Raw genomic sequence first — 14,369 nt, 5'->3', positions numbered from 1 at the left:
TGATGACATTCCAAATGCTTTGATTCTATTTTTTACATAAATTCTTTTATTAAATCATTAAAATCATTTTCGCTCATTTTGATATCGATATCTGTTAATGGTAACTCAGAGTAGCCAGGTACTTTTTCTTGATAAGACCTTGTTTCCGTATCATGATAAATAATGCCTGTTACTAAGCCCTCATGCTCCATCACTGTACGCATCGCCATACCACGATCTGACTGGTCATAACCTTCAACATCCGCTAATTTTGTTAGGTTTTCTTTAAACCAATCATATGTGTTCACTTTGTTATACGTTACACAAGGTGAAAAGACATTGATAAACGAGAAGCCTTTATGGTTAATACCAGCTTCAATTAGAGCTGTTAATTCTTTAATGTCAGTAGAGAAGCCCTGTGCCACAAATGTCGCACCACTTGTTAATGCTACCTCTAATGGTTTCAATGATGGCTCAATCGCTCCACCTGGTGTAGATTTTGTAATAAATCCAGCAGCAGAACGTGGAGATGTTTGACCTTTTGTAAGACCATAGATTTGGTTATCCATCACGATATAAGTAATATCAATATTACGGCGGATTGCATGAATTGTATGCCCCATACCAATTGCAAATCCATCACCATCACCGCCTGAAGCGATGACATGTAAATCACGATTAGCCATTTTCAAGCCCTGTGCAATCGGAAGTGCACGACCATGAATACCATGGAATCCATAAGAATTGATATATCCTGAAATTCGACCTGAACAACCAATTCCTGAAATGACAGCCAGTTCATTTGGTTCAATGCCAACATTTGCAGCAGCACGTTGGATAGCTGCTTGTACGGAGAAGTCTCCACAGCCTGGGCACCAGTTTGGTTTCACTGTATTACGAAAATCCTTAAATGTTGCCATTAGCGAGTCAACTCCTTCACACGATTTTCTAATTCACCTGGCAAGAATGGTGTACCATTATATTTAGTGATTGTCGCGATTTTATCGTGACCACCAACATTCATCTTCATAATATTAGCTAATTGACCTGTATAGTTATTTTCTACAACGATCACTTTTTTCGCTTGTGTAATAAGAGGTGCCATTTCCGCAGATGAGAATGGGTGAATTAAACGAATATGTGCATGATTCACTTTCATTCCTTGCGCATTCAGTCGTTCTTGCACTTCCTCAATAGCTCCTCTTGTTGAGTTAAAGCCTACTAATAAAATATCGGCTTCCTCATGTGGTGCATTGACATAGACTGGGTTATCAAATTTCAAGCTCTCTAATTTGCGGAAGCGTTTATCCATTTGAGTTTGGCGATTACCCGTTGCTTCAGATGGCTTCCCTGTTTCATCATGTTCAACACCTGTAACGTGATGAATACCATGTAATGTTCCTGGTAATACACGAGGTGAAATGCCATCTTCTGTATCTTCATAACGCTTGAAGTAGGCTTTATCTGCCGCTTCCTCAAGATCATCCATCACAATTTTACCGCGACGAATTTCAATTTTATTATAATCAAATGGCTCAACAGATTGTTTACCTAGAGATAATTGTAAATCTGTCATTAAGATTACTGGTAATTGTAATTCCTCTGCAATGTTAAATGCTTGGATCGTATCAAAGAAAGCTTCCTCCATCGTAGAAGGTGCAATGACTACCTTAGGAATTTCTCCATGTGTACCGTAAAGCATAGCCATCAAGTCAGATTGTTCTTGCTTAGTTGGTAACCCAGTTGAAGGGCCACCACGTTGTGTATCCACTACTACTAAAGGTTGCTCAGTCATACCTGAAAGACCAATTGCTTCCATCATTAATGAAAGACCAGGACCAGCAGAAGCGGTAAAGGAACGTACACCGCCAAAGTTAGCTCCAATAGCCATTGTTGCTGCAGCAATCTCATCTTCCGTTTGGATGACAGTGCCACCGAACTTCGGTAATTTTTTAATTAAATATTCCATAATTTCAGAGGCAGGTGTAATTGGGTATGCTGCCATAAAGCGTGTCCCAGCAGCTATTGCGCCAAGTGCTATTGCGTCGTTCCCAATCATAAACATACGACGTTTACCATCCGCAGGTGCAAGCTCCCATTCGCCTATACGATCACCTAAAAGCTCATTCATAATTTGACGACCACGTGTAATGGCTTCCATATTTTTTTGAACGACTTCTTCGCCCTTTTTACCAAAAATATCATCGACAACATTTTGGAAAACTGCATCTTCTAGGTTTAGCAATGACGCAGTTGCTCCGATAGCCACCATGTTTTTCATTAACGAAGTACCAAGCTCTGCTGCTACTTCTGTGAACGGTACTGCAAATAATGGAGCTTTTGAATCCTCTGGTTTAACAGGATCAAATTTTGCATCGGCTAAAATAATACCCTTTTCTGTAAGCTCTTTATAATTGACATCAATTGTTTCTTGATCGAATGCCACTAAAATATCTAAATCATCCGCAATTGAACGTACTTCTGTTGGACGAACTGTAATTTTATTATTCGTATGGCCACCTTTAATTCGAGAAGAGAAGTGACGATAACCGTATAGGAAATAGCCTAGACGATTCATTGCCATTGAGAAAATCTCACCTGTACTCTCAATCCCTTCACCCTGTTGCCCACCGACTTTCCATGAAAGCTGATGTAACATGTCAACAACTCCTTAAATCCAATGTGTACTATTATTTTTCCTTCATAAGTTTAACACGAAGAAACCGTCTGGACTATTGTTTCTCCACGATTTAGGCGAAAATCAGACCTTTGACTGAAAATCCTGTTCATAAAGTTGTAATTTTCAAATCTAAGCAAAATCACGCCCCTATTTCAAGTGACATCTATCATATGTAAATAGGAAAACGAAAAAATGCTCCACCACAATATTATGTGACAGAGCATTTTACTTCATTACTTTTTTATCGAATACGTTTTTCCACTAGCAGCTTTAATGCTGTTCGTTCTTCTCCAGCAATCAAAATATCGGCAAACGCCGGCGCGCAAATTAAATCTGTGCCACTTGGCGCTACAAATCCGCGTGCAATGGCCACTGCTTTCACGGCTTGGTTAAGTGCACCTGCCCCAACTGCTTGCATTTCTGCCTGCCCTTTTTCTCTGATTACCGCGACTAATGCACCTGCAACTGAATTTGGATTAGAGCGTGATGATACTTTTAATGAATCCACAATTATTCCTCCCCGTTTCGCGAATAGTGTTTACGCTCAACAACTCATGTGTCCCCCTTTTTGGACCTCAAGTTATTGTCCGTAGCACATTTTATGCTCCGCAAAACGGAAATAGACTAGTTTGACAAAGAAACCTATATCCCTGAAAAAGAAACGTAAAAAAACATTCTTCGACTTATCTACCCTTGAAATGGATAGTCTTCATTTATATAAATGCGTTCACAGGCAATAGCTTTCCCTGTGCGATCATTTATCTCTACAAAGAAACCACTTAAAACCTCTCGCCCTTTTTTCGGAACTTCAAAACGAGATGGCATGTTTGTTTGGAATTTGTAGATGACACTTTCCTTCGTCATACCTAAAATTTCATCATATGGACCTGTCATACCAACATCCGTGATATAAGCTGTACCTTGCGGGTAAATTCTTGCGTCTGCTGTTTGCACATGTGTATGTGTGCCTACAACGGCTGAAGCCTTCCCATCTAAATGCCAACCAAGAGCAATTTTTTCACTAGTCGCTTCAGCATGAAAATCCACGAAGACAAGTGGAGATATTTGTCGTGCTTCTGCAATCAATTGATCTGCCATTGCAAACGGATCCTCATGTGGAGGTAAAAATACACGACCATGTAAATTAATGACAGATAATGTCACACCGTTTTTAGAAATTTGAACCATACCTTTACCAGGTGCTTCATTTGAAAAGTTTGCTGGTCGAATTAAGTAATCCGCATCATCAATAAAATCAAAAATGTCTTTATTGTCCCATGTATGATTGCCCATTGTAATGACATCTACACCTATTTGTAGCAGGCTGTTATAAATATTACGAGTAATCCCTCGTCCAGCTGCAGCATTTTCTCCATTTGCAATCACAACATCTGGATTATACTTCTTTTTTAAGCGAGGTAAATATTTTTCCACCGCATCTCGACCAATTGAACCAACAATATCACCAATAAATAGAACTTTCATTATGCAAGACCACACTTTCTCTAAATAACATCTTTTAGTTTACCATCTTTGCTTTGGCAATCGCAAAGTAAAAACGTAAGCCATACTCAATTTACGTTTTTGGATACTTTTTGGATAGCACCAATTTATCTAGGATTGCTGGATGGGTAATTGTGCATCTTTTTTATTAGAGGAGTACCCATTGTTGGTGAGTTGCCCTACAAAAAATGCACCGAATTGCCATTTACTCATTACATAGGTTATACAAATAGAGCAACTAATACTGATAATAAATGAAATGGCAATAACAGAGAAGACACTTAATGTTTCGATAACATTCGTTAAAAAAATTTTAAGTAGGCTATTAACTAGGGGATGTAATAAATAGATACCGAAGGAATATCGACTAATAAAAATGATAAATTTCGGCATTTTTCTTCTGTTACTCGCGATGAAAAATAACAGAAAAGCTATACTGAATGTATAAAGGATAACGTCTATTCTCTTAGAATGAACTTCCGTAATGATACCTGATAGCTGGGAGGCTAGCAAAATGCTTACTGTAATTAGCGATACTATTAGCAGCAGATGACGAAAACGCTGTAACAACGATAGAAATTTTTCATAATTTTTTCCACAATAATAAGCTACTACAAAATAAGCAATCCACGCTGGAAATGGCATCTTATTAAAGAAATCCCATTGCAAACTAATATAAGACAAATACGGAAAATACTTATATGGATCCAAAAAATTAAAAAAGGCTAAGTAACCAAAATTAATAATAAACGCAGTTATTATTACTTTATGGGCTGGATATCTCGATACAATAAATTTTACAAAAAATGGATGTATGATATAAAACTGAAAGATAATAACGATAAAATAACCGTGATAATCACCTTCTAAATAATTCAGTAGGAGTTTTTTTGCAAATTCAATAGTAGGTGATTCAATTGATTTAAGAACTGCATCAAGGAACCCAATAAAAAGAAACGGAACTAAAATATATTTATAACGTTTTACATAAAACTTTTTCGGCAAACGATCTGAATAGGAAAAGGCAATGACAAACTCTGAGATAAATATAAAAAGAGGTGTCCCGAACATAAAGATCAGCTGAATTGATGTCAGGATTACGAATTGTGGGCCTTCTTCTATGTTATACATGTTCAACGCCAACGTAACACTATGCATTAACACAATTCCTAAGCAAGCAACGAATCGTAGTAAATATATTTCTTTGACTTCTCTTTTCATCATCATCACCTGCCATTTCAAAGGAATCTATTTGCCTTTCAATTATGCTTCTTACCTTACTAAAATGCAGGGATAAAATTATTAGCTATTGGTAATTGTCCGCTTTAATTGCATCAAAATATCTCGCATTGCTTTAGGCTCAATAATAAAATTACCTATTAATACAATAAACATCGTCCACAGGGAAATACATATAGCTGCTACAAGCCATGAACTGGCACTTGTAATATGGAGCTCAAAAAAGAATATAAATGGTGTCGCTGCAAGAAATGCAAAGATACTATTACGCACAATTTTTTTGACAGTATCTAAAGGGGAACTTTGTAAAATCACTTTTGAAGAATAAATGATTAAATCATAAGTTCGGTAGACGTATGAACAAATTCCTCCTAGTAATATTCCTTCTGCGCCAAAAAACTGTACAAAAACAAGAGAAACTACAAGGTTGATTAATGCTTCCATAATGGCACGATTTTTCGTCTCTCTAAAATGGCCTGCAGCATTCACTAACGTATTGGCAGGAATCCGAATTGTATTCGCTACTCCTACAATGACAAACAATATTGCTAACCAGGGCCTTATGTAATTGGCATCTTCAATCCCTGCTGTATAAATCTTTATAAATGGCAATATTAAAATAGCTGTACATGTGTAGCTAAAAGCAATGATGCCATAAAAAATATATTCAAAGTGATGAAAATATTTCCGAAGAACGTCCTTATCCTCTTTGACAAGAATGTCTCCAAAAGCTGCTAATATCGCCCCTGAAAAAGTGGATATAAACAATGTGACTGCATTAAACACCATACTATAAACTGTAAACACACTGACTTCTGTTAAGCCCAGAAAAATCGTTATTAAAATAAACGGCGTGTTAAACACCACTAACGAGGCAATTTGATGAATTAAAGCATCCCATTTATCTTTAATTGCTAACGTATTCGCTTGTTTTTTACTATTGAAATATGGATATTTCTTTTTAACATACAATCTTAAAAAAAGAACATCCAGTAACAATATGGCACTTGAACTAGCAACAACAATGACGATGGAAAAACCAAATGCTATCAAAGTAACTGACAATAGTGCACTCGCAAAAAGCAACATTGTTTGAATGCGAAAAATAACATAGCTTTTTTGATCTGCCGACAGTAGAACTAAATATTTCCCTATAAAAAAATACTCCCACATGCCACTAATCCCCAAAATAAGTACCATGTAAAGAGCCGTTCGCGGATTCACTTCATCTCCTACTAATAACGGATAACAAATAGCCAAAATGGCGACTAATCCAACAAAGACATAACCCGAACGTCTATAAAAACGATTAGTCGCTGAAAGAATTCCATTTATTTGGTCTTTATCACCCTTGGCTAGTGGCTTATAGAGCGCCACTATGGATGCACTACCAACACCTGCCTCTACTATTTTTAAATAACTTAAAAATTGCTTAATCGACGAAACAAGCCCGTTTGTAGCAGAGCCATATGTTGTCATAAATAGTCGAGGCAAAATGAAATTAATAACCGCTGCAACAACTTGTAGCAATACATTAGACATTAAATTTAAAACTACCCTCTTAGTTCTCATGCTGGTAAGCACCTTTTCTTTTAGTAAAAGTGGGAATTAATCCTTTACAATCAATTAACCACCGATTGATCCTATTCAACATGAAAAGTAATAGAATTTGTTTTTTCCTTAATAACCAAATGTAGGCCTTTGATTTGAGCGGCATATTTGTCATACGAATAGTGTGCAACGATTCATGAAACACTTCATGAATCAACATTTTCTTGATAAAGATACGCTTTTCATGTAAACGCTTATAGTTAAATCTATTCAATTCATTATTCACTGCTGCAATCATTAAATAAGTAAAATAATACTGAAGTTGTTCAGTAAAATTAGGAACCAGGTCTGCTTTTCTGTGCTTTAAAACTTTCAATTGTTCATACAAAATAAGTATTTTGTTAAAAAACAGCTGATCATAACTAGCTGTCATGGAAGAAGTATGCTGACGGTAATGGTAGAGGTATTGATTTTCTAATATATAAATACTTTCTGCATCAAATAAGCTTGGATACGTACAAGCAGCATCGTCCCCCATGCAAATTTTTTCATTCACATCAAATAGATTTTTCTCTAATAGGTCTCTTTTAAATATTTTATTAGACAAAGATGGAAATAATCCAAAACGGTAATACTCGCCCGAATATAGCATAATCGGATACACTTCTTTTTCCAGCCTATCCTTCCTGTACAAACCGGGCGCGACAAGCTGCGCTCTCTTCACTTCTTGGAGTGGATAATTTTCTACAATGTCACAAATGACAATATCTACATCAAAATCACGTGCAGCATTGCATAATGATTTGTACATATCCACTTCAATCCAATCATCACTATCTACATATCCAATATACTGTCCTTTGGCGACGCTTAGCCCTGCTTTACGGGCACTGACAGCACCACTATTTGCTTGATGAATGACAGTAATTCTTGTATCAGCTTCGGCATATTCATCGCAAATTACTGAGCAGTTATCAGTCGAGCCATCATTCACTAATATCAACTCAAAATCCACGAATTCCTGTCTCAAAATGCTATCAAGACACATATTTAAGTAAGGCTCCGTATTATAGATGGGGACAATAATGCTTAAAAATGGCACTCACCTCACCTCTCATTCATCGTAAGTAGTCCGTCTTACTTTTACTCATAGTCAGAGCTAACATAATTAATAAAATATGATATGGAAAATAATCCATGACAAATGAATCAAGTCCTATATTCGCTAGTAACACGATATAGAGAGGAATAGCGTTAATTGAGAGGATTTGAAAGCCTGGTGTATTAATAATACCGACATTCTCTCTAAGTACTTTATAGAGGCTTGAAATGTATAGTACTGACAAGGCTACTCCAAGTAGGCCTATATAATAGGGAGTTGATAAGTACATTGTATGTGCCATCTTCACCTTCGCAAAGCTTGTGCCAAATCCTGCTCCCAAAACAAATACTTTCGTGTTTTGAAGGATTTCATTGATAAATATGCTCCAACTACTCACTCGACCAGTGGTAATAGCATCTGTCGATATTCCTGACCCGAAAAACCGAATCCAATAAATTTCGAATAAAGACTCGTAAAAAAAATAGAGTACAACCCCACATATGATCACTATAAAAGTTGAAAATTTAATGGCTGTCTTCACATTATTTTTAATGAATACGATGAATGTCATCAAAATGAAAACGACGAATGTAATAATAAACATTTTGGAATATGTCAGTATGCCAAAAAACGCTAATATTACGAGTAATACAATTGACTTTTTCTCCTTTTTTCCATCCAGATTAAAAAGCACTAATAAACAAGCCATTGCTATTAATACTTGCAAACTAAAGTAGTTTGGATCTAAATCTAAACCCGTAAATCTTGTACTAATTGAGTTCATTGTCTTCACTGTATTCACAACGGTCATTGACTCTATAAAATGATCAATTTTTGGAACAGAATAACTGATTAATCGAACGATCGAAGCAGCTAGTAAACCCAATGCATAGATATACGTATACCTTCTGAAATATGTCCTCTCATTGATAGTCACTACTGCACAAAAGAGCACACTATAATTCAACACAAAGCCTAAAACTGCTATAAGATTGCCCCCACTAATTAACGTTACGGCCACCGTATAAAACGCAAATAAGAAAAAGGTCAATAAGAGACGTTTTGATATACCTTGCTTTTGTAAAAAGATCGTCAAAATACTTAACAAAATATAGAAAGAACTAAGTACGACAAGCAGTGAATAGCCAGATATATCAAATTTAATGACATAAACCCATGAAATAAAAAACAATAAATAGTCAATTCGATGCTGCTGCTTATCTAGCAGCATCGCCGTACTTGTTAAAAGAAAGAAGATCCAGAGAAATAGATTACTACCTGTATATATTTTTAATACGACAAAGATACTAGAAATAATGCAAATGAGCACACTAAAATTTTTATTTTCCACTATCATATAGCATCAAACTCCAATTCTAGTTGCTCTTGAGCTTTTTCGTTTGTGTAGTGATTTTCTTCTATGTAATTTTTCATATTATTTAGTAATTCTGTATTTTTCATTACATTGGCAATGACTTGAAAGATGTCTTCAACATTAAAGCCTGTTATCAACCCGTTATGACCATTACATATTTGCTCACCTGCTGCTGCAAAATCCGTTGTAATAACAGGCGTTTGTACAATTAATGCCTCCCCTATGACCATTGGATAGCCTTCATAGGCTGATGTTAAAATGAATACATCACTACATTTTATATAGGGATACGGATTTTTTATTTCCCCTACAAATTCAACTACATCCTCTACGCCTAGTTGCAGAGCTAGTTGCTGATTGGCCAAAAGGTCTGGTCCATCCCCTAAAATGCGCCAGCGGAAATTATTTATAGAAGCTTCCTTTAACAACTTACACAGATGTGGAATAAGGTCGAACCTTTTTGTACTATTTTCAATTCGCCCAACAGATATTAAATCCAACTCGCTTTTTAGAAACGGTGTATATTGACATGCCTGCTCTTTAATCTCTTCAATTGGGAAAAAGTTATAAACCACTTGAATTTTATGTTGATATTCAGGAAGAAAATTTATCAAATTTTCCTTACATGCTACCGAAACACAGAACAATCGATCAAAATTTTTATAGGTTTTGACACAAGCTTCATAATTAAAATTCGCTTTAATGGGATCTGTATGGATCCATGCGAACTTACGATCTGCTACCACAAAGTGATCTACAAATAAATTGGTACCTCTATTGAAATATTGATTAGGTACATCATTAAAATAAGAAATGGCGATATCATAATGACCATTAATACGATGTTTTTTTAATAGCATCGAGTAGAAGTTGTGGGAACCTATCAATCGAACGACTATCATACACACAATTCGTAAAATAATATGCCATATGTTACTTCCTTTTTTCACTTCAGCAAAAGGTGTAGCAATTAGTTGCAACAGTAAGTTCCCTGTATTTACCTTCACATTGGAGGGAATATCGTTCATTAATTCCCCACCACTAAATGTAAAAACATCTATCTTATATTGCTCGTAGAGGCTGATTTCTTTTAGCATATTAATCAATGCCTTTTGGATACCACCCATTTGAAAATTTTGTGCAACAAATAATATCTTCATATTAGTCCCCCTAAAAATCCAATACTATTGTAAATTTTCATATTGCTCTTACGATTGTGGATGAACAAATTTCCTCAATTGGGATATCGATTGCCGCTACGAGTCACTCCGTCCTTCGCACACCTTTTATAAATTACTGTATAAATCAGTGATTCGTTTCTCCATTTTCGCCCAGCTATAACTTTCTTCGTACAGTGCCTTCATTTCATGAGAAATATCTGACCATTCTTTTCTACGCTTTACCAAATTCTCAATTCCTTTTTGTAAACTCTCTCTATTATAATCAATAAGTTCTCCAAAATTATTTGCTGCAACTACTTCCGACATTCCCGTATTTTTTACCATAATCAAAGGTTTACCAAGCATTAATGCTTCATAGAATTTATTGGGTGCAGCATAATAGTGGTTAGAAATGTTAGGATCATAAATAGCCGTCATAATGTCACAACTATTTTCTAACTCTATTGTTTTTTCATAGGGTAACTTACCATAAAAGTGAATGTTGTCATGCATTTTTGAAGTTTGCAGCAATGTATCGGCTAATTTACCAAATCCACCAATATGCAGCTCGTAACTTGGCGTATTCTTTACTACTTCAACCAATTCATTAATCAACCGATTTTCAGTAAGTATGCCTACATAAACTATTTTTACTTTTTTCGGATTCAAATCTAAGCGATTATTTGAATCTATATAACGCGGGGTATTATATATGATCTCTATTTTTTTAGGTGAAGCTTTAGCAATCTGTTCTTTACGCTTTTCTGTACATATAATGACTGCATCTACACTATTCAAAAGACGTAAATCTATACTTTCAATGACCTTTCCAATACTCGCTGGTCCATAAAATGGTGAGGTATACGAATCAAACATGTCATAGATTACTTTTTTACGCAGTAATTTCCCACATATTGTACCTATTAGTGCTGTATCAAAATCACAAGCGTGAATCATATCATACGTATTTTTATGGCGAAGTAACCACTGAAAAAGTTTAATCTGAAATTTTATAAATGGAAATAAGTTCCTTTTCAAACCTCCCCCAAATGTTGCAGGAATACCAAACCTTGTAATACGGATTGCATGTTCACCTTCTAGCAGTTGGTCCTTTACTTTATATTTATTATCTCTATCCCAAGCTAAAATGTGGACATTCCAATTATTTTTCACAAGGCAAAGTGCTTCTTTTTCAACCCTTGGGTCTGGTGAAACAGGGTTACTCCTCATAAAAACAACTCGCATCCCATACGGCCCCCTTAAACACTGAATGTCTCCAGCGCTTCAGCTACTTGTTGCTATCTTTTATATCCTTCCAGCTGAAAGATGCTCTCGCATTTTAAAAAAACTTCCACCATTTTTTTGTGAAAGTATCATCTGGTTCATATACAATTAATGGCTGATTGTTTATGATTCGTTCGTTGTTCTCAAGCAAAAAATCTACCATATCTAAGTCTTTTTGCTTTTCTAAATATCGAAGACCTTTTTCAAATAAGAAAGGACGTGTACTTAAGTTATGCACATCCGAACCATATGTATGGACAAGATTCGAGCGCACAAATTTTATTGAAAGCTTTTGGATGGCTTTTCCAAACAATCCTGCTAAACTTCCTGCTGTAATTTGTGCAAGTGCCCCCTCCCGTATAATTTGTTCCAAATGACTTGGATTTTCTGTAATGACTCTATTTCGTTCTGGGTGTGCAATAATGGGTGTTATGCCTGCTGTTAATAACGAGTAGATGATATCCTTTGTATATTTTGGAATATGATTAGAGGGGAGTTCCAACAGCAAATAATTGGAATGTGCTAATGTATGTAATTGTTTTTTTTCATACAATTCTAGAATGTTACCGGCCAAGCGTACCTCTTGTCCCGTGTAAAGTTTTAACGGCATGTTACGTTGGTCAATTGCCAATTGCAACTGTTCAACTTGATCATTCACTACATTAAAAGGAACATTATAAAATGGATGTAAGACATGTGAAGTGGAAACAATCGTTGTAATCCCCTCTAAAACTGCCTGCTCAAATAAACAAAGTGTCTCTTCAATTGTTTTCGGTCCATCATCGACATCAAATAATATATGACTGTGTATATCAATCACTGTACTTCACTTCCCTGTCTAAGTACTTGAATTAATAATAATATTGCTCATAATATTGATGGAGTGGCATTTTATAGTTATTTAATATGACGCCTAAAATATTTGCTTTTGAGGCTTCTAGGTTTGACTTTGCTTTTAACACACTTTCATTTTCTGTAACTCCACTGTTTACAATTAATAATGTACCATCACATTTATTGGACAAAATTTGAGCATCCGTCACAGATAAAATCGGTGGCGCATCAAAAATAATGATGTCAAACTCTTTTTTTAGGTTTTCTATTACACTCTCCATTACATTAGAAGCCAGTAACTCTGCTGGATTGGGTGGAATAGGCCCACTCGTCAAGACAAATAGATTAGCAATATCTGTACTATTGATAACTTGGGACATTGTAAAATGTCGTGTTAGTAAATTTGATAGTCCCCTAGCATTTTGCAATAGAAACGTATAATGCATTGTTGGTTTACGTAAATCTGCATCTACGATGATGACTCGTTTTCCTTCTTGTGCAAAAACAACGCCGATATTCGCTGCATTGGTTGACTTTCCTTCACCTGGTGTTGCAGATGTCACTAATATTGTTTTAATCTCTTTATCTGGCATTGAAAATGTAATATTTGTTCGGATTGTTCGAAATTGTTCAGAAATAAAAGATTGGCCATTTGCAATCGTCACAAGTTTTCGTGCCATTTTCACTAGCTTCTTTTTCTTCTTTTTTTTCCAGAACATTATGATCCCCTCCTCGTTTTACGGGATTTTATCCTAGCACTTTTATTGTGAGAATCACTAATTTGACTAATCAAGCCTATAATCGGTAGCCCTATCAACTCTTCAATATCTTGCTCTGTCTTGATTGTAGTATCTAAGCTCTCTATTATAATTATGAAGGCAGCACTTAAAACAAAACCAATAAACGAGGCTGCTACTACATAAAGAGTTTTATTTGGCGCAATCGGTACAGGCTCCTTATCTAATTTTGCAACGGACAAAATATTAACATTATCAACCGTCATTAAAACTTGGATCTCCTCTTGAAACACATCTGCTATTGTATTGGCAATTTCAACAGCCAATTCTGCTTGCTTGTCTACAACATTAATATTGACGACTTGCGAATTATTGGCACTTGATACAGTAATTTGATCCATTAACACTTCAGGTGTGACATCCAAATCTAGCTTATTTATAACTTTAGATAAAATAGCTGAGCTTGTAATGATAATGTTATACGTATTAATAAGTCGGAGATCTGTTTCAACCTGTTGTACGCCTAAATGTGGTTGCTCTATATTTTTTTGGTTAACTAAAATTTGCGTTTCTGCCTCATAGGTAGGTTTTAAAATAAAGATGCTAATAAAGGCCGTAACCAACGCTACGAAAAGTGTAAAACTTATGATAAAAAGAAGATTTTCTCGGACTATTTTCAATATATCTTGTAATGTGATCGTTTCTTTCAATGCTTCTCACTCCTTGTCAAAACATAAACCAGTTGTAAAAACGGAGTATAACTAGGCTGGTTAATTTTTAAAAGGTATTCATGTTGAGGCTAGTTCACTATGCTTTATTCCATACTATATTGTTGGAATCATCCATTTATTCTTACTGGGTAGATTACATCGAATTTTATTCACATACAAAAAGGCATCCCCTGACCTCGGTCAAGGGATGCCTA

At 35.6% G+C, this 14,369-nt stretch carries 13 protein-coding genes; all 13 read right to left on the bottom strand.

Annotated features, from left to right (window positions below):
* Positions 1-32 precede the first annotated feature (32 nt).
* The 13 genes from MKZ14_RS05510 to MKZ14_RS05450 all read right to left on the bottom strand — a co-directional run bounded on the left by MKZ14_RS05510 (position 33) and on the right by MKZ14_RS05450 (position 14,154).
* Complete coding sequence (locus MKZ14_RS05510) at positions 33-899, bottom strand: 2-oxoacid:ferredoxin oxidoreductase subunit beta (protein WP_036080315.1); 867 nt, start codon at positions 897-899, stop codon at positions 33-35.
* Positions 899-2,638 carry a 2-oxoacid:acceptor oxidoreductase subunit alpha gene (locus tag MKZ14_RS05505; protein WP_333006481.1) on the bottom strand — a complete coding sequence of 580 codons (1,740 nt, stop codon included), beginning with the start codon at positions 2,636-2,638 and terminating at the stop codon, positions 899-901. The genes MKZ14_RS05510 and MKZ14_RS05505 overlap by 1 nt, the downstream gene beginning before the upstream one ends.
* Before the next feature lie 262 nt (positions 2,639-2,900).
* Positions 2,901-3,167 (bottom strand): stage V sporulation protein S, encoded by a 267-nt coding sequence (locus tag MKZ14_RS05500; RefSeq protein WP_004224903.1) that lies wholly within the window; start codon positions 3,165-3,167, stop codon positions 2,901-2,903.
* Positions 3,168-3,346: 179 nt separating this feature from the next.
* On the bottom strand, positions 3,347-4,144 hold the full coding sequence (locus MKZ14_RS05495; RefSeq protein WP_258859527.1) for a TIGR00282 family metallophosphoesterase: 798 nt from the start codon (positions 4,142-4,144) through the stop codon (positions 3,347-3,349).
* A 129-nt stretch (positions 4,145-4,273) separates the two neighbouring features.
* Positions 4,274-5,383, bottom strand: coding sequence for an acyltransferase family protein (locus MKZ14_RS05490; protein WP_333006479.1), 1,110 nt, complete (start codon positions 5,381-5,383; stop codon positions 4,274-4,276).
* 81 nt (positions 5,384-5,464) lie between these two features.
* On the bottom strand, positions 5,465-6,973 hold the full coding sequence (locus MKZ14_RS05485; protein ID WP_333006478.1) for a polysaccharide transport protein: 1,509 nt from the start codon (positions 6,971-6,973) through the stop codon (positions 5,465-5,467).
* A complete protein-coding gene (locus MKZ14_RS05480; RefSeq protein WP_333006477.1) occupies positions 6,963-8,054 on the bottom strand; it encodes a glycosyltransferase in 1,092 nt (363 codons plus the stop codon). Before MKZ14_RS05480 ends, MKZ14_RS05485 begins: the two co-directional genes overlap by 11 nt.
* A gap of 16 nt (positions 8,055-8,070) precedes the next feature.
* Positions 8,071-9,411, bottom strand: coding sequence for a hypothetical protein (locus tag MKZ14_RS05475; protein ID WP_333006476.1), 1,341 nt, complete (start codon positions 9,409-9,411; stop codon positions 8,071-8,073).
* Positions 9,408-10,589, bottom strand: coding sequence for a glycosyltransferase (locus MKZ14_RS05470; protein ID WP_333006474.1), 1,182 nt, complete (start codon positions 10,587-10,589; stop codon positions 9,408-9,410). The genes MKZ14_RS05475 and MKZ14_RS05470 overlap by 4 nt, the downstream gene beginning before the upstream one ends.
* A gap of 126 nt (positions 10,590-10,715) precedes the next feature.
* Positions 10,716-11,834 (bottom strand): glycosyltransferase family 4 protein, encoded by a 1,119-nt coding sequence (locus MKZ14_RS05465; RefSeq protein ID WP_333006473.1) that lies wholly within the window; start codon positions 11,832-11,834, stop codon positions 10,716-10,718.
* A 94-nt stretch (positions 11,835-11,928) separates the two neighbouring features.
* Positions 11,929-12,693 (bottom strand): CpsB/CapC family capsule biosynthesis tyrosine phosphatase, encoded by a 765-nt coding sequence (locus tag MKZ14_RS05460; RefSeq protein ID WP_333006472.1) that lies wholly within the window; start codon positions 12,691-12,693, stop codon positions 11,929-11,931.
* A 31-nt stretch (positions 12,694-12,724) separates the two neighbouring features.
* Entirely contained in the window at positions 12,725-13,426 is a 702-nt protein-coding gene (locus MKZ14_RS05455) for a CpsD/CapB family tyrosine-protein kinase (protein ID WP_333006471.1), read from the bottom strand.
* On the bottom strand, positions 13,426-14,154 hold the full coding sequence (locus MKZ14_RS05450; protein ID WP_333006470.1) for a Wzz/FepE/Etk N-terminal domain-containing protein: 729 nt from the start codon (positions 14,152-14,154) through the stop codon (positions 13,426-13,428). Before MKZ14_RS05450 ends, MKZ14_RS05455 begins: the two co-directional genes overlap by 1 nt.
* Positions 14,155-14,369 lie beyond the last annotated feature (215 nt).

Source organism: Lysinibacillus sp. FSL P2-0066, assembly GCF_037969495.1.
GTDB lineage: Bacteria > Bacillota > Bacilli > Bacillales_A > Planococcaceae > Lysinibacillus > Lysinibacillus boronitolerans.
This window is presented reverse-complemented; position numbering and strand designations above follow the sequence as displayed.